Genomic DNA, 15,445 nt, shown 5'->3' on the forward strand with positions numbered 1-15,445 from the left:
CGGTCACCTCAGCAGGGCGACCGACGGGCGGCAACAGGATTTTCACGCCTGCCAGCGGCAGCGCAGCGCCGCCGTGGCGAACCCCGGGCCGAACGCGACGGCGGCACCGTGCGCGCCGTCGTCCGGCGGGTCCGCGTGGGTGCGCTCCAGCACGCGCAGGACGCTCACGCCCCCGAGGTTCCCCTCGTGGGCCAGGGTGTCCGTGGAGTGCCGCGCGGCGCTCTCGTCCAGGCCCAGGGCGGCCACGGTGTCGGCGATGATGCGCGGACTGCCCGGGTGGACGACGGCGAAGTCCGTCCGGTGCGGGCCGAGCCACTCCAGCAGGTGCGGCACCATGTCGGTGACCGCGGCGAGCACCTGCTTGGTCGAGTCGAAGTGGATGCCGTCCGTGGCGATCCGGCCGCGCTGGCGCTCCAGGCTGTCGCGCAGGACGTACTCGAAGGTGTCCTCGATCGCGATGCCCGGGCCCAGAGGGGTGTCGGTGACGACGGTCGCGGCGGCCGCGTCCCCGAAGAGCGCCTTGTAGATCATCGACTCGATGGTGGTGTCGCTGTGGTGGTAGATGCTCGACAGCACTTCGGAGGCCACCACCAGGACCGTGCTGCCCGGCCGCGCCGCCAGCAGGTCGGCGGCGCGGGTGAGGGCCTGGGTGCCGCCCGGGCAGGCGACCGTGCCGAGCGCGACACGGCGCACGTCGGGGCGCAGCCCGAGTCGCGAGACGAGGCCGATGTCGAGGTTGGGCACCGCCCAGCTCGTGGTGTGCGTGGTGACCAGGGCGTCGACGTCCCGGGCCGCGAGCCCCGCGCCGTCCAGCGCCGTGGCCGCGGCGCGCTCCGCCATGGCCAGCGCGTCGCCGAACGCGACCCGGGCCCGCTCGCCGACGTCGGCCGTCCCCGCCACGGTGGGGGAGTCGAGGGGGCGGGTGAAGTAGCGGGTCTGCACACCGCAGTTGCCGATGACGCGCAGGAGGGCGCGCAGCCGCGGGTGGTCGGCGTGGTGGGTGCTGACGTCGTCGGCTATCTCGGCCGTGGTGACCTTGTGGTCCCCGACGACCGTGTGCGGCCGGAGCACATGAGCGGTCATGTGGCAGCTCCCCAGGATCGAAGAAGGCTGGGTGTGGCCAAAGTACTGCACTGGGACGTGAGTGCCCTGTCGGGAGCCGACTGTCCGAGCACCTGAGCGTCGAAGATGTGTGCGAGCAGGCCGGACGGTCGGCCGGGGTGGAGGGGTGATCAGTCCGAGCGGAGAATGGGGGCGCGCGAGTGGGTGCGCTGGGCGCCGGCGTGGAAGACGAGGATCATCAGCCGGGAGCCGGGCGCCGTCAGGGGCTGCGCCGCGCACATGGTGACCCAGCCCGGCCCTTCCAGGGCGTGCAGCAGCGGGCGCTCGTCCCCGTCGGGGTGCGGGTGGGAGTTGCCCGCGGCGTACAGGTCGGCGATCTCCGGCTCGGCGAGGATCTCCTTCTCGATCTGCCGCAGGACGTCGTCGTCGGGTCTGGCCGCGAGCGCGGCGCGCAGCTGGGGCAGGACCATCGGGGCCCAGGCGGTGTGCCAGCTCAGCAGGGTGTCGCGGCCGAGCGGGTCCAGGAGCATCCAGCGCAGGGTGTTGCCGGGGACCTTGCCGCCCGGGAACATGCCGGCGAACGCGGCGTTGTACGCCAGCACTTCCCAGGAGGCGTCGGTCACGTAGGCCATGTGCCCTATGCCGTCGACCGCCTCCTGCCAGACGCCGGGCACCTCCTTGCCGGAGGAGAGGTGGAGCGGTCCCGGCGGGTCCTGGAGCAGGGCGTAGCGGCAGAGGGACACCCATTCCTGTTCGTTGAGCCCGAAGAGGCGGGCGACGTCCCGGAGCAGTGAAGTCGGCGGATTGGGGTAATTGCCGGATTCGAGGCGGTGATACGTCCCGAAGGTACGGTGCAGCAATTGGTCGACCTGGTGCTGCGACAGGCCGGGGGCGCGCCGGCCCTGACCCGTGGGGCGGGCGAAACCGTGTGATTCGGGGGCTATGAGGGCGCGTCGTTCGCGGAGCAGTGCGCGGAGCGCCGTCTTGTTCATGGTGGGTAATCCCTCTTGGTGCACGCCGAGTTGGAGCGTGATCAGTCTAAATATTCACATCGGCTTTGGTAGTAAACATTGCCCGAAGAAAACGATCAGTCGCTCGGGCATCATGGAGCGTGCGGAGTCACCGACCTGCAGGTTTGATCGTCGGGGGATCTCCGTGCACAACCGCGGGGCATCTTGTCCGGGGAGCTCGAAAATGGCTGAAATTCCTCGGCATTGGGTACCCCCTAGGCCTATAGGGCCGACGCGGGAAGCGTGTGGGACAACTGTTCGTATTTCGATCCGTGTGGTCGGAATCGGAGCAGCGCAGGACCGCACGGCACTTCTTCCCGCACCGGTTTCGTAGGGCCATCGGCTGCGGTCGGTGCCGTCACTCGCCATTACGTAGCGGCCACGGTACCGGCCGCCCGTGGTTGTCCCGGGCGCGTCAGACGGCCGCGACGCGCTTCTCCGCCTCCGCCAGGATCTCCGTGACACGTACCCCGAACCGGACGTCGCACGGGTGTGCCGTGCCGCTTCTCACCGCGGCGACGAGTGCGTCGACCGCCGCGCGGAACGCCTCGTCCGACCCTTCCCACGACGGCAGCACCGCCGTGCCGCTCTCGCCCCGCAGCTCCACGGTCACGCCCGCGCAGTCCTCCGGAGCCGTGAGGCTCAGCGTCGCCGTGCTGGACGCGCCGCCGGTGTGCCGCAGGACCAGGTGGACCGTGTCGCGCGGACCGGCGGCCGCCGCCGACACCGCGCTCACGTCGCCGAGGACGGGCAGCAGCATCGACAGGGCGTGCGGCCCCACGTCCCACAGGCCGCCCCGGCTGGCCCGCCACGGCGAGTCGAAGGCCGCGCCCCCGTCCGGGGCGTAGAACGATCCGTACCAGTCGGCACGGCCGGTGAACCAGCCGCCGGTGGCGGCCTGTTCGGTCACCCAGGCCGCAGGTCCCGGGGCGAAGCGCAGCGTGAAGAAGACCACGGACGCCACACCGGCCCCGGCCACCGCCGCCGCGAGCTCGTGCGCCCCCTCCGTGGTCGTGGCCACCGGCTTGTCGAGCAGGAGGTGACACCCCGCCGCCGCGGCCCGCGCGGCGAGCGGCGCCTGGACGTCGGGCGGCACCGCGAAGGCCACCGCGTCACTGGCGGCGAAGAGCTCGTCCGCGTCCGCGTACGCCGTCGTCCGGTGCGTGGCGGCGAGCGAGGCCGCGGCCTCGGGGCGCCGGCCCCAGATGCCGCAGAGCTCGACGCCCGGGTGCGCGGCCAGCGCCGGGGCGTGCGTGGCGCCGGCCCAGGGGCCCGTGCCCACCAGGCCGATACGGAGTCGGTTCATGGCCCGCAGTATGACCGACGCCGCCGACGGGCGGCCTCCCCCGGTGGGCCCCCCGCCGGCGCGGGGGGCGGTCGACGGCCACGGCGGGCAGGCCCCGGCGCGCCCCGTGCGCCGCGCCCCCGGACACCCCCGACGGTGCGGCGGAATCGCCGAATTCCCGGTGGTGAATGCCCATTCACCCGCTATGGTGAATTCGAATTCACCTCAGAGGGGCGGGGGAGACGACGTGGAGCCTGGACCGATACCCGCCGGGAGGGGCCTGCGGGAGCGTCTGACCGTGCCGGTCCTGGCCTTCGGCGGCATCCTCATGGCCGTCACGCAGACGGTCGTCGTGCCGCTGCTGCCCGACCTGCCCCGGCTGACGGGCAGTTCGCCGGGCGCCGTCTCCTGGCTGGTCACCGCCACCCTGCTGTCGGGGGCGGTCCTCACGCCCGTCCTCGGCCGCGCGGGCGACATGTACGGCAAGCGGCGGGTGCTGCTCATCGCCCTCGGCCTGATGGCCGGCGGCTCGGTGCTCTGCGCGCTGACCTCGGACATCCGGCTGCTCATCGCGGCGCGTGCCCTGCAAGGGGCATCGGCCGCCGTGGTGCCGCTGTCCATCAGCATCCTGCGCGACGAACTCCCGCCGCAGCGCACGGCGTCGGCGGTCGCCCTGATGAGTTCGACGGTCGGCATCGGCGCGGCCCTCGGCCTGCCGCTCGCCGCGCTCATCGTGCAGTACGCGGACTGGCACGCGATGTTCTGGGCGACCGCGGGGCTCAGCACCCTCGGCCTCGCGCTCGCCGTCTGGGCGGTGCGCGAATCGCCGGTGCGTTCGCCGGGCCGGTTCGACACCTGGGGGGCGCTGGGGCTGGCGGCCGGGCTGGTGTGCCTGTTGCTCGCGGTGTCGCAGGGCGGCCAGTGGGGGTGGGGGAGCGCGCCGATCCTCGGCCTGTTCGCCGGGGCCGTCGTCGTCCTCGCCCTGTGGTGGCGGATGCAACTGCGCTCGAAGCACCCGCTGGTGGACCTGCGCCTGGCGTCCGGGCGGCGGGTCGCGCTGCCGCACGTGACGGCGCTGCTGGCGGGATTCGCCTTCTACGCCAACTCGCTGGTGACCGCGCAGCTGGTGCAGGCCCCCGCCGCGAGCGGCTACGGCCTGGACCTGTCGATCGTGGCGACCGGCCTGTGCCTGTTGCCCAACGGCGTCATCATGCTCGTGCTCTCGCCGGTGTCGGCGCGGATCTCGACGGCGCGCGGCCCCCGGGTGACGCTCGCCGCGGGCGCCGTCTTCATGGCGCTCGGCTATGCCGTGCGCATCGTCGACAGCCGGGAGCTGTGGGTGATCATGGTCGGCGCCGCGGTGGTGTCGACCGGCACCACCTTCGCGTACTCGGCGCTGCCCACGCTGATCCTGCGGGCGGTCCCGGTCGAGCAGACCGCCTCGGCGAACGGTGTGAACGTCCTGATGCGCACGATCGGGCAGAGCGTCTCCAGCGCGGCCGTCGCCGCCGTGCTCGTGCGGCACACCTCGGCCGTGGAGGGGCTGCGGGTGCCCACCCTGGGCGGCTACCAACTGGCCTTCGCCCTGGCCGGAACGGTCGCGCTCGTCGCGTGCGCCGTGGCCCTGGCCATACCCTCGGACACGGCCCCCGAGGCCGGGCGCGCGACCGCCCGGGGCACCGGGCCGGCCCAGGAGAAGGCTCTGGAAGGAAGGTGACCGTGGCGGGAAGGAACGTGTCCACGGCGAGCGCGGCGGGCCCGGCGCAGGACGGATCCGGCGCGGCCGGGCCCGTGGCCGCCGCAGCGGGAGGCGTAGGCCCGCGCTCCACCCCGGCCGCCCCGCCCTCCGGCCGCAGGGACGCGGAGGCCACCAAGGCCGCCATCGTCCGCGCCGCCCGTCACCTCCTGGCCCGGCACGCGCACGGTGACATCACCCTGAAGGCGGTGGCCGAACGGGCCGGGGTGAGCGCGCCGTTGATCCTCAAGTACTTCGGCAACAAGGACGCGTTGTTCTCCCAGGTGATGTCGTTCGAGGCGGACGCGGAAGGCTTCCTCGACGCACCCGTGGGCGACCTCGGCCGCCACATGGTCCACCAACTGCTCACCGGCCAGGCCGAGCGCGGCGCCGACCCGATCCTGCGCATCGTCTTCGCCCCGCTCCACGGCGCACAGGGCGACATCCTGCGCGCCAACTTCCGCGCCCAGGTGGCCCAGCGGCTCGGTGCACGGCTGTCCGGACCGGACGCCGGACTGCGCGCCGAGCTCGCCGTCGGCATGCTGCTCGGCCTCGGCGTGATGTACGGCATCGCGCGCGGCCCGCATCTGCGCGCCGCCGAGCTCACCGAGATCACCGACCGGTACGCGCCCGCGGTGCAGGCCTTCCTGACGCCCGGGTGACGCCCGCGGGTGGCGCGGCGGCGGTGGGACGGGCCGCGCCACGTCGTACGACCAGCACCGCCGCGAGTCCCACGGCGAGCCCGGCCGCCGTCTGCGGACCGAAGGGCTCGCCGAACATCAGCGCGCCCCACAGGGCGGTCACCGGGGCCATCAGGAACATCAGCGTGTTGACCTGGGTGACGCCGGAGCGCCGCAGGATCAGCCAGTACAGGCCGTACCCGCCGAAGGTGGAGAGCACCACCAGCCATCCGACGGCCGTCCAGAAGGACGCCTCGGCCGGCGGTGTCGCGGCGCCCGCCGCGAGGGCGAGGCCGGTGAAGACGACGGCGCTGGTGACGCAGTGGACGGTCATCGAGGCGGCGGGGGAGACCGCGCGCGGCGCGCGCCGGTCCAGGAAGGTCGCCGCCACCAGCGACAGCATGCCGAGGAACGGCACGAGATAGGCCCACCACGCCGCGTCGCCACCGCCCGAGAAGTCGGCCGCCGTGACGATGACGACCCCGGTCACACCGAGCCCGAGGCCGGCCCACTGGGTGCGCGAGACGAAGTGACCCAGCAGCGGTCCGGCGAGCGCGCCCGCCACCAGCGGCTGGGTGCCGTCGATCAGCGCGGTCGTGCCGCTGGAGACGCCGAGCTGGATGGCGTAGTACACGGTGAGCAGGTAGCCGCTCTGCGAGAGCGCGCCGACGGCCGCCTGCCGCCCCACGTCACGTGCCGTCAGGCCGCGCCAGGAGCCCCGCAGGAAGAGCGCGGCGACGAGCCCGAGGACCACGGCCAGCGGCAGGAAGCGCCACATCAGGACCGTCACGGCCGACGCGCTCCCGGCCCCCAGCTTGGCGCCGATGAAGCCGGAGCTCCAGGTCAGCACGAACGCGGTCGAGAGCAGGACGTTCATGGATGCCTCCTCGCCGTGCGGTGGCGCCCGCAGGGGCGAGTAGACCGATCGGTCTACCTGGCGGCGAGTATACAGATCGGTTTAGTGGTCGGTATACAGACCGGTCTACTATGGAGGCATGGCTGAGGACGTGCAGGGAGCAGAAGGCCGGACCGCGACGCCGCGGCGGGTGGTCATGACGCCGGGGGCGCGGCGCGCCCTGGCGGCGGCGGGGCGGCTCTTCTACGAGCGCGGCATCCATGCCGTGGGCGTGGACCTGATCGCCGCCGAGGCCGGTGTCACCAAGAAGACCCTCTACGACCGGTTCGGCTCCAAGGAGCAGATCGTCGTCGAGTACCTGGCCGACCGCGACGAGCGCTGGCGCGCCTTCCTCGCCCCGCGCCTCGCGGCCGCCCCCACCCCGGCCGCCCGGATCCTCGCCGTCTTCGACGCCTCGCGGGACTGGGCCGACGCGCACCTGGTCAAGGGCTGCAGCATGGTCAACGCGCACGCGGAGATCAGCGACGCCGCGCACCCTGCGTACCCGATCATCACCGGCCAGAAGGCCTGGATGCTGGCGCTCTTCACCGGGCTCGCCGAGGAGGCGGCACCGGGGCGCGGGGCGCGTCTGGGCCGGACGCTGATGCTCCTGCACGAGGGGGCGCTCGTGGCGCACGGGCTGCACGTCTTCCCCGATGCCGTCGACCAGGCCCGCGAGGACGCCGAGGTGCTGGTCGGCGCAGTCGCGGAGTGACGGTCGGCAGGCGGTCGCCGCTGCTCCGCCCGCAGAACGTGGGGAAGTTTTTGCCCATGGCCGGAATGTTTCGTTCCGTCGCACGGGCCGGGCGCGCTCCCGGCGGGTGAGGGGGCGGGGAGGCCTCCCCGCAGGCGTCTGGCCTTGGCAAAGAGCGGCCGAAACCGTCGGGGTCGAGGGGCGCAGACCCGCCGAGGGGGCGTTGACCGTACGCAATCGCAGGCGCACGCTGCCGACATAGGTGCTAGTTACACCTAGTTCGGCGAGCGGAAGGAAAGCGCATGTGCGGCATCACCGGCTGGGTCTCCTTCGACCGTGATCTGACGGCCGAGTCCACCACCCTGGACGCCATGACGGAGACGATGTCCTGCCGCGGTCCCGACGACCGCGGCAGCTGGACCGGCGGGCCCGCCGGCCTCGGACACCGCCGACTCGCGATCATCGACCTGCCCGGCGGACGCCAGCCCATGACGGTCGACACGCCGACGGGAACCGTCGCCCTCGTCTACTCGGGGGAGACCTACAACTTCACCGAGCTGCGCCGCGAACTGGCGGGCCGCGGGCACCGCTTCACCACCGAGTCCGACACCGAGGTCGTCCTGCGCGGCTACCTCGAATGGGGCGAGGCCCTCGCCGAGCGGCTGAACGGCATGTACGCCTTCGCCCTCTGGGACGCCCGCCACGACAAGCTCGTCATGATCCGCGACCGCATGGGCATCAAGCCCTTCTACTACTACGAGACCGCCGACGGGGTCCTGTTCGGCTCCGAGCCCAAGGTGATCCTCGCGAACCCCCTCGCCCGCCGCCGCGTCGCCCTCGACGGCCTGCGCGAGGTGTTCGCGATGGTCAAGACGCCCGGCCACGCCGTGTGGGACGGCATGCGCGAGGTCGAGCCCGGCACCGTCGTCACGGTCGACCGGGCCGGGCTGCGCCGGCACGTCTACTGGTCGCTGGAGACCAGGGCGCACACCGACGACCGGGACGCGTCCATCGGCAGGGTGCGCGAGCTCCTCGACGACATCGTGCGCCGCCAGCTCGTCTCGGACGTCCCCCGCTGCACGCTGCTCTCCGGCGGCCTGGACTCCTCGGCGATGACGGCGCTCGCGGCGCGCCAACTGGCCGAGACGGGCGAGACCGTGCGCAGCTTCGCCGTCGACTTCGTCGGCCAGGCGGACAACTTCGTCGCCGACGAGCTGCGCGGCACGCCCGACACCCCCTTCGTCCACGACGTCGCGAAGGCGTCGGGCACCGATCACCGCGACATCGTCCTCGACTCGCACGCCCTCGCCGATCCGGAGGTGCGCGCCAAGATGATCCGGGCGCGGGACATCCCCATGGGCTTCGGCGACATGGATGCCTCCCTCTACCTCCTCTTCCACGCCATCAGGGAGCACTCCACGGTCGCGCTGTCCGGGGAGTCCGCGGACGAGGTGTTCGGCGGCTACCTGCAGTTCTTCGACGAGGGGGCGCGTACGGCCGACACCTTCCCCTGGCTCGTGCGGTTCGCCGACCACTTCGGCGACGACTCCGGGGTGCTGCGCCCCGACGTGACCGCGGCGCTCGACCTGCCGCGCTACGTCAAGGACAGCTACGCGACGGCGGTCACCGGCATCCGGCGCCTGGACGGGGAGAGCGACTTCGAGTACCGGATGCGCAAGATCTGTCATCTGCACCTGACCCGCTTCGTGCGCATCCTGCTCGACCGCAAGGACCGCGCGAGCATGGCCGTCGGCCTGGAGGTCCGCGTGCCGTTCTGCGACCACCGCCTCGTGGAGTACGTCTACAACGCGCCCTGGTCGCTGAAGTCCTTCGACGGCCGCGAGAAGAGCCTGCTGCGCGAGGCGACCGCCGACGTGCTGCCGAAGTCGGTGTACGACCGGGTGAAGAGCCCGTACCCCTCCACGCAGGACCCGCAGTACGCGGTCGCGCTCCAGGGGCACGTCAAGGACCTGCTGGCCACGCCCGGTCATCCGGTCTTCGACCTGGTGGACCGGGGCCGGGCGGCCCGGGCCGCGGAGCGGGGGACGCCGCAGATCACCCAGGCCTCGCGGCGGGATCTGGAGCGGACCCTCGACCTGGCGCTGTGGCTGGACCTCTACAAGCCGGAGGTGGTCCTCTCCTGAGTCGTCACCGTCCGTGCTCGTCCTCGGGCTCCGCCGCGGTGGCGAGGGTGTCGAGGAACCGCTGGAGCGCGGGTGTCCCGTCGGGGCCGAGGCCCCGCTGGACCGGGGGCACGGCCGCCCCGCGCCGGGAGTCGTTGGCCTGGCACGGCACGGACTCCTCGGTCCGGACGGTCACCGCGCGGCGGATGAACTCGGCTAACGGCATCCCGAGCTGGTCCGCATGGCGCGCGATCGCGGCGTACTCGTCGGGCGTGAACAAGACCTGCACAGGCTTGGCACCGTCCATGGACGCATGATGCCGCTCGGGCCGGTGTGACGCGCTGTGGTTGGCATATTCGCCCTCGAAGGCGTGAAAACAGCAGAAGACGCCTGCGTGAAGCGAGCGTGACCCCGACCGGACGGGGGAATCTCGGTCGGGGTCACACAATGTTCAACGATAAACCATGGCGCGGCGTTCCCGGGTCGCGGGCCGACGGGTGTGAGCCGCGTTACGCCCCGCCCCGCCCCACCCCGCTCGGCCCGCCCCGCCCCACCTCCCTCGGCCCGACCTGACCCGACCGGCCCGCGGTCCCGGCGCGGTCACGGCCGCCGTCAGCTCGCGAGCATGATCACCGAGGCCGTGACGCCGACGACCACGATGAAGCCGCGCATCACCGGCGGCGGCAGCCTGCGGCCGAACCGGGCGCCGACCAGGCCGCCCACCGTCGAACCGAGGGCGATCAGTCCGGCCGCCGTCCAGTCGATGTCCGCCACCGCGATGAAGACGACGGCCGCGACCCCGTTGACGATCGAGGCCAGCACGTTCTTCGCGGCGTTCAGGCGCTGCAGGTCGTCCGGCAGGAACGTGCCGAACAGGGCCATGAGCAGCACTCCTTGGGCCGCCCCGAAGTAGCCGCCGTAGACCCCGGTGGCGAGTACCCCGCACCACATCGGTACGCCGCCGTCATGGCCCGCGCCCTCCTCGTGGTGGCGGAGCCTGCGCGACAGCCAGGGCTGCAGCAGCACCAGGAGACACGCGGTCAGGATGAGGGCGGGCACCACCGCCTGGAAGGCGTCGGCGGGCAGCTTCAGCAGGAGCAGCGCGCCGATCAGGCCGCCGACGAGCGAGGCGGAACCGAACCGCACCAGCCGTCGGAACTGCCCCTTCATCTCCCGCCGGTAGCCGTACGCGGCGCTCAACGTGCCCGGCACCAGGCCGAGGTTGTTCGACACGTTGGCGAGCACCGGCGGATAGCCGAAAGCCAGCAGCGTGGGGAAGGTGATGAGGGTGCCCGACCCCACCACCGCGTTCAGCCCGCCGGCCGCGACACCGGCGGCCCCGACGGCCACCATCTCGAGCGCTTCCACACGTCACCTTTCCCACGGATTCCGCGGCCCGCGCCCCGGAGCCCCTTGGGGTGACCCCGGGTCGACGCCCGTCGCCGGGTCGCCGCCCGGGCCAGCAGCGATCTTGGTGCACGGTGAAAACCCAAGTCAATCCTCGGGTTTCCTTGCACCCACCCAAGAGATACCTTCACACCCCGTGACACTCGACGACCTCCGCATCTTCATCTCCGTGTGCCGCGCCGGCAGCCTCAGCGCCGTCGCCCGCGACCTGTCCTGCACGCAGTCGGCGGTGAGCCAGCACGTCAAACGCCTGGAGCGGGAGCTGGGCGTGAGCCTGCTGGAGCGGCATGCGCGGGGCGTCGTGCCCACCTCGGCCGGGCGCGTCCTGCAGGCCGCCGCGTCCGACGGCATCGGCGGCATCGACCTCGCCGTGCGCAGGCTGCGCGAGCAGGTCCGGGGCGAGGGCGGCGCCGTGCGCATCACCACGGGCGCCACCTCGGTACGGCACTTCATGGCCGAGGCCGTCGTGGACTTCCGGGACCGCTACCCGCGCGTCAGCCTGGAGTTCCAGACCGTCAGCTCCAGCCGCGGCTGCTTCGACGCGCTCGCCGCCGACGACCTGGACCTCGCCTGGATCACGCTGGGGGAGCCGGTGCGCGGCATCGAGCAGCGGCCCGTCGTCGAGCTGCCCTGGGTGCTCGCGGTACGCGCCGACGATCCCCTCGCCGGACGGGCGCACGTCACCCCCGCCGATCTTGCGGCGGCCCAGCTCATCACGCCGCCCGAGGGGTCGACGTCACGCGGCCAACTCGACGTCCACCTGGGTGACCTGGCGGTGGCGCTGCCGACGGTCACCAGCGTCGCCGACTGGGACACCGCGGTCCTCCTCGCCGAGCTGGGCCTCGGCCAGGCGGTCGTGCCCGCGCTGCCCGGCTGGGGCGAGCGGGCCCCCGAGGGACTGCGCCTGGTTCCCGTCCCCGCCCTGCCGCCGCTGTCGGTCGGCTGGGCGGTGCGGCGCTGGGACGCGCTCAGCCCGCTGGCCCGTGCCTTCGCCGACACCGTCGCCGAGCACTGCGCGCCGCTCGGTGTCGGCCCCGCTCAGGGCGCGAGCCTGGCGGCGCGTGTCTGAAGGTACCGGGCCTCGGGACGGCTGAGCGTGCCCTGCGCGGCGGACCGGTAGGCGGCGCGGGCCCCTTCGGTGTCGCCGGCCCGCTCCAGGAGGTGGGCGCGGACCGCGGCGAGCCGGTAGTGGTCCTTGAGACGGTCCTCCAGCGCGGCCAGTTCGCCGAGCCCGGCGCGCGGCCCGTGCACCATCGCGTAGGCGACGGCCCGCCCCAGTGCGGCCATGGGCTCCGGGGTGCGGCGCACGAGCAGGTCGTAGAGCGCGAGGATCTGCGGCCAGTCGGTGGCGTCGGCGTGCGGCGCCTCGTCGTGCAGGGCGGCGATGGCCGCCTGCAGCGGGTAGGCGCCGGGCGGGCCCTGGGCCAGCGCCTCCTCCACGAGAGCCGTGCCCTCCGCGATCGCCCGGCGGTCCCAGCGGGCGCGGTCCTGCTCGTCGAGCGGGATCAGCTCGCCGTGCGGCCCGGTGCGGGCGGCGGTGCGCGCCTCGGTGAGCAGCATGAGCGCCAACAGGCCGGTCACCGCGCCCTCGTGGGGGAGCAGACGGCGCACCGCGCGCGTGAGCCGGATCGCCTCCCGGGCGAGGTCCGCGCGGTGCAGAGCCTCGCCGGAGGTCGCGGTGTAGCCCTCGTTGAAGATCAGGTACAGCACCTGGAGGACCACGGCGAGCCGGGCGTCGCGGTCCTCGGCACCGGGCTGGCGGAACGGCATCCCCTTGATCCGCCCCTTGGCCCTGCTGATCCGCTGGACCATCGTCGCCTCCGGCACCAGGTGCGCCCGGGCGATCTCGGCCGTGGTCAGCCCGCCGACGGCGCGCAGCGTGAGGGCGACCTGCGCGGGCGGGCCCAGCTCCGGATGGCAGCACAGGAACAGCAGCGTCAGCGTGTCGTCGTCCGCCGGGGCGCGGCTCTCGCCGGGCGGGGGAGCGGTGAACGCGTCGCGGGGCGTGAGCAGTGCCGCGTCCTCCTCGCGCCGCCGGCGCGCCTCGTCGGCGCGCAGCTGGTCCGTGAGGCGGCGCGAGGCGACCTTGATCAGCCAGCCGCGCGGATTGCCGGGCACTCCCTGCTCCGGCCACTGCCGGGCCGCCGCGAGCAGTGCCTCCTGTACGGCGTCCTCGGCGGCGCCGAAGTGTCCGTACCGGCGCACGAGGGCGCCGAGGACCTGCGGCGCGTGCAGGCGCAGCAGGTCCTCGACGCCCGTCGCGGGTCTCAACACTCGCCTCCCGAGGAGTCCTGCACGGGCCGGATGACCACGGGCGGCTCCACCAGGCCCTCGGGCCCGGGGCACTCCAGGACGCGCCGGGCGATCGCGGTGACCCGCTCCAGGCTCTCGCACTCCAGGAGCCAGTACCCGGCGAGCACTTCCTTGGTCTCGCCGTAGGGGCCGTCGGTGATCACCGGGCGGCCGTCCTTGTCCTTGCTGACGAAACGGGCCTGCGCGGGCTCGGTGAGTCCCTGCGCGTCGATGAGCTCGCCCGACTCGGCGAGATCGTTGGTGACCTCGCCCATGAAGGCGAACATCGCCTGCAGTTCCTTCTCGCTCCACACCGGGCCGTCCTGCGGGGCCTTGCCGGACATGGCCTCGTAGTCGGCCTGCGAGCCCTGGACCATCACCAGATACTTCATGACTTCGCTCCTCGACTGCGCCGTCACCCCTGGTGGGCGACGCTCACAGGGGACGTCGGAGCGGACGGCGCGTTCTCGACAGCCCTTCGGAAAAAGATGTCCGGTGCGGGGCGGCGGAAGAGGGCTGACGTCCCCAGCCTAGCGACGGGAGGCGTCGACTTCCTGGCGGACGGCCAGTGGCCGGGAACCCGTCCGCCCCGGCCTCAGCCCAGGTGGACGGGGGCGGCGCCCTCCGGCGACTGCTGCCGGCCCGCCGTGATGGCCAGGACGGTGACGAGCACGCCCGCGAGGAACATCACGCCCGCTCCGACGAAGGCCATGGTGTAGCCGTGCGTCAGCGCCTCGGCGCCCTTCGCGGCCGCGGCGCGGTCGTGGGTGGCGAGCGCCCGGTAGAACGACGCCGCCGCGTCGGGCAGCCGGTCGTTCGCCGCCGAGGCGGAGACCGTCGACAGGACGGCGAGGCCCAGGGCGCCGCCGATCTGCTGGGCGGTGTTCAGGAGCGCGGAGGCGATGCCCGCGTCCTGGTGGTCGACGCCGCTGACCGCGCCGAGCGTCATCGGGACGAAGCCCATGCCGAGGCCGAGCGCCGTCACGAACATCGCGGGCATCAGGTGCCCGGCGTACGACGAGTCGGGGGTGAGCGTGGCGAACCAGAACATGCCGATCGCCGCGACGAGCAGGCCGGGACCCGCGATGGCGCGCGGGGCGAGCCGGGTGACCAGCTTGGCGCTCAGGGCGGCGGCGACCCCCATCCCCAGGCTGAACGGCAGGTTGGCGAAGCCGGTCTCGACCGCGCTGTAACCGAGGATCAACTGCAGGTAGAGCGTGAGGAAGTAGAACGTGGCGATCATGCCGGCGCCGATGAACAGCATCGTGGCGTAGGAGCCCGAGCGGTTGCGGTCCCGGAAGAGCCGCAGCGGCATCATCGGGTGCGCGGTGCGGCTCTGCACGGCGAGGAAGGCGACGAGGAGGACGGCCGCCAGCGCGAAGCACGTCAGGGTCGGTGCCTCGGTCCAGCCGTGCTCGCCGCCGCGGGTGATGCCGTAGACCAGGGCGATGAGGCCGCCGGTGCCGGTCAGGGTGCCGGGGATGTCGAGGCGGCCCCGGTCGCGTTCGGCCTCCACGAGCGTGCGGGTGCCGGCGAGGACGGCCAGGCCGATGGGGATGTTCACGAAGAACACCCACCGCCAGTCCAGGACGTCGGTCAGGACCCCGCCGAGGAGCAGGCCGACGGTCGCGCCGATGCCGGCCATCGCGGCGTAGACGCCCATCGCCCTGTTGCGCGGCCCGCCCTCCGGGAACGTGGTGGTGATCAGGGACAGGGCGCTGGGCGCCGCGATCGCCGCGCCGACGCCCTGCAGCACCCGTGCGCCGATCAACAGGCCCTCGTTCGGGGCGAGTCCGCCGAGCAGCGAGGCCAGCGTGAACAGCACGATGCCGACCTGGAACATCCGGCGCCGCCCGAAGAGGTCTCCGGCGCGTCCGCCGATGAGCAGCAGGCCGCCGAAGGCGAGCGCGTAGGAGTTGACGATCCAGGCCAGGTTCGCGTCGGACACGTCCAGCGCGGTCTGGATGCTGGGCAGCGCGATGTTGGTGATGGTGCCGTCGAGCACCACCATCAGCTGGGCCGCGGCGATCACGAAGAGGGCGAGGCCCAGGTGCCGGCCGGCGCCGGGTGGCGCGCCGGTCGCGTCCGTCGGTACGGGGGTGACAGCCGTGCTGTCAGCAGACATGAAGAAACTCCAGGGCGAGGTGGCAGGGTTTTCCGGCCGGATGAAATGGCGCTGGTGAACCGCGTCGAGAGCGGGAACACCGCAAGACGTTCCGAGTGGAGCGGCGGCAGGAATGCGGCCGGGAGCGGAACGAATGG

At 73.0% G+C, this 15,445-nt stretch carries 14 protein-coding genes; 5 read left to right on the plus strand and 9 right to left on the minus strand.

From position 1 onward, the window contains the following. Window positions 1–42: 42 nt before the first annotated feature. The 3 genes from ACFYXE_RS29110 to ACFYXE_RS29120 all read right to left on the minus strand — a co-directional run bounded on the left by ACFYXE_RS29110 (window position 43) and on the right by ACFYXE_RS29120 (window position 3,378). Entirely contained in the window at window positions 43–1,083 is a 1,041-nt protein-coding gene (locus ACFYXE_RS29110; protein ID WP_389317361.1) for a PhlD, read from the minus strand. 149 nt (window positions 1,084–1,232) lie between these two features. Continuing rightward, window positions 1,233–2,054: a helix-turn-helix domain-containing protein gene (locus ACFYXE_RS29115; RefSeq protein WP_361173251.1), complete on the minus strand. Its 822-nt coding sequence runs from the start codon at window positions 2,052–2,054 to the stop codon at window positions 1,233–1,235. Between the two features lie 433 nt (window positions 2,055–2,487). Then, complete coding sequence (locus tag ACFYXE_RS29120) at window positions 2,488–3,378, minus strand: Gfo/Idh/MocA family protein (protein WP_389317365.1); 891 nt, start codon at window positions 3,376–3,378, stop codon at window positions 2,488–2,490. 184 nt (window positions 3,379–3,562) lie between these two features. Here ACFYXE_RS29120 and ACFYXE_RS29125 point away from each other — a divergent pair, with 184 nt between their 5' ends. Further along, window positions 3,563–5,074 (plus strand): MFS transporter, encoded by a 1,512-nt coding sequence (locus ACFYXE_RS29125; RefSeq protein WP_389317368.1) that lies wholly within the window; start codon window positions 3,563–3,565, stop codon window positions 5,072–5,074. 74 nt (window positions 5,075–5,148) lie between these two features. After that, complete coding sequence (locus tag ACFYXE_RS29130; RefSeq protein ID WP_389317622.1) at window positions 5,149–5,754, plus strand: TetR family transcriptional regulator; 606 nt, start codon at window positions 5,149–5,151, stop codon at window positions 5,752–5,754. Here ACFYXE_RS29130 and ACFYXE_RS29135 read toward each other — a convergent pair. After that, on the minus strand, window positions 5,705–6,649 hold the full coding sequence (locus ACFYXE_RS29135) for a DMT family transporter (RefSeq protein ID WP_389317371.1): 945 nt from the start codon (window positions 6,647–6,649) through the stop codon (window positions 5,705–5,707). The two genes, ACFYXE_RS29130 and ACFYXE_RS29135, sit on opposite strands and share 50 nt — an antisense overlap. A 175-nt stretch (window positions 6,650–6,824) precedes the next feature. Here ACFYXE_RS29135 and ACFYXE_RS29140 point away from each other — a divergent pair, with 175 nt between their 5' ends. Both ACFYXE_RS29140 and asnB read left to right on the plus strand, forming a co-directional pair. Next, window positions 6,825–7,382 (plus strand): TetR/AcrR family transcriptional regulator, encoded by a 558-nt coding sequence (locus ACFYXE_RS29140; protein WP_389317625.1) that lies wholly within the window; start codon window positions 6,825–6,827, stop codon window positions 7,380–7,382. Window positions 7,383–7,663: 281 nt separating this feature from the next. After that, window positions 7,664–9,505, plus strand: a complete 1,842-nt coding sequence (gene asnB / locus ACFYXE_RS29145) for an asparagine synthase (glutamine-hydrolyzing) (RefSeq protein WP_389317374.1) — start codon at window positions 7,664–7,666, stop codon at window positions 9,503–9,505. Between the two features lie 4 nt (window positions 9,506–9,509). Here the strand turns inward: asnB and ACFYXE_RS29150 are convergent, their stop codons facing one another. Next, the gene (locus ACFYXE_RS29150; RefSeq protein WP_361173263.1) at window positions 9,510–9,791 is read right to left on the minus strand and encodes a plasmid mobilization protein; all 282 of its coding nucleotides are present in this window, start codon (window positions 9,789–9,791) and stop codon (window positions 9,510–9,512) included. A gap of 305 nt (window positions 9,792–10,096) precedes the next feature. Next, the gene (locus ACFYXE_RS29155; protein ID WP_389317378.1) at window positions 10,097–10,852 is read right to left on the minus strand and encodes a sulfite exporter TauE/SafE family protein; all 756 of its coding nucleotides are present in this window, start codon (window positions 10,850–10,852) and stop codon (window positions 10,097–10,099) included. Between the two features lie 175 nt (window positions 10,853–11,027). Between ACFYXE_RS29155 and ACFYXE_RS29160 the strand changes: the two genes are divergently transcribed. After that, window positions 11,028–11,960, plus strand: a complete 933-nt coding sequence (locus ACFYXE_RS29160) for a LysR family transcriptional regulator (RefSeq protein WP_389317381.1) — start codon at window positions 11,028–11,030, stop codon at window positions 11,958–11,960. On the opposite strand, the gene ACFYXE_RS29165 is transcribed toward ACFYXE_RS29160, so the two are convergent. The 3 genes from ACFYXE_RS29165 to ACFYXE_RS29175 all read right to left on the minus strand — a co-directional run bounded on the left by ACFYXE_RS29165 (window position 11,930) and on the right by ACFYXE_RS29175 (window position 15,308). Then, on the minus strand, window positions 11,930–13,162 hold the full coding sequence (locus tag ACFYXE_RS29165; protein ID WP_389317384.1) for an RNA polymerase sigma factor: 1,233 nt from the start codon (window positions 13,160–13,162) through the stop codon (window positions 11,930–11,932). The two genes, ACFYXE_RS29160 and ACFYXE_RS29165, sit on opposite strands and share 31 nt — an antisense overlap. Beyond that, window positions 13,159–13,575: a YciI family protein gene (locus ACFYXE_RS29170; RefSeq protein ID WP_389317387.1), complete on the minus strand. Its 417-nt coding sequence runs from the start codon at window positions 13,573–13,575 to the stop codon at window positions 13,159–13,161. Before ACFYXE_RS29170 ends, ACFYXE_RS29165 begins: the two co-directional genes overlap by 4 nt. 203 nt (window positions 13,576–13,778) lie before the next feature. Further along, entirely contained in the window at window positions 13,779–15,308 is a 1,530-nt protein-coding gene (locus ACFYXE_RS29175) for an MFS transporter (RefSeq protein WP_389317390.1), read from the minus strand. Window positions 15,309–15,445: the final 137 nt, after the last annotated feature.

The sequence above is a fragment of the Streptomyces sp. NPDC002564 genome (genome assembly GCF_042889645.1).
Taxonomy (GTDB): domain Bacteria; phylum Actinomycetota; class Actinomycetes; order Streptomycetales; family Streptomycetaceae; genus Streptomyces.

Bases quoted from the DNA above. Each gene is read 5' to 3' on its own strand.
- ACFYXE_RS29110 (WP_389317361.1), bottom strand. From the start codon at position 1,083: ATGACCGCTCATGTGCTCCGGCCGCACACGGTCGTCGGGGACCACAAG.
- ACFYXE_RS29115 (WP_361173251.1), bottom strand. From the start codon at position 2,054: ATGAACAAGACGGCGCTCCGCGCACTGCTCCGCGAACGACGCGCCCTC.
- ACFYXE_RS29120 (WP_389317365.1), bottom strand. From the start codon at position 3,378: ATGAACCGACTCCGTATCGGCCTGGTGGGCACGGGCCCCTGGGCCGGC.
- ACFYXE_RS29125 (WP_389317368.1), top strand. From the start codon at position 3,563: ATGGTGAATTCGAATTCACCTCAGAGGGGCGGGGGAGACGACGTGGAG.
- ACFYXE_RS29135 (WP_389317371.1), bottom strand. From the start codon at position 6,649: ATGAACGTCCTGCTCTCGACCGCGTTCGTGCTGACCTGGAGCTCCGGC.
- ACFYXE_RS29140 (WP_389317625.1), top strand. From the start codon at position 6,825: ATGACGCCGGGGGCGCGGCGCGCCCTGGCGGCGGCGGGGCGGCTCTTC.
- asnB (WP_389317374.1), top strand. From the start codon at position 7,664: ATGTGCGGCATCACCGGCTGGGTCTCCTTCGACCGTGATCTGACGGCC.
- ACFYXE_RS29150 (WP_361173263.1), bottom strand. From the start codon at position 9,791: ATGGACGGTGCCAAGCCTGTGCAGGTCTTGTTCACGCCCGACGAGTAC.
- ACFYXE_RS29170 (WP_389317387.1), bottom strand. From the start codon at position 13,575: ATGAAGTATCTGGTGATGGTCCAGGGCTCGCAGGCCGACTACGAGGCC.
- ACFYXE_RS29175 (WP_389317390.1), bottom strand. From the start codon at position 15,308: ATGTCTGCTGACAGCACGGCTGTCACCCCCGTACCGACGGACGCGACC.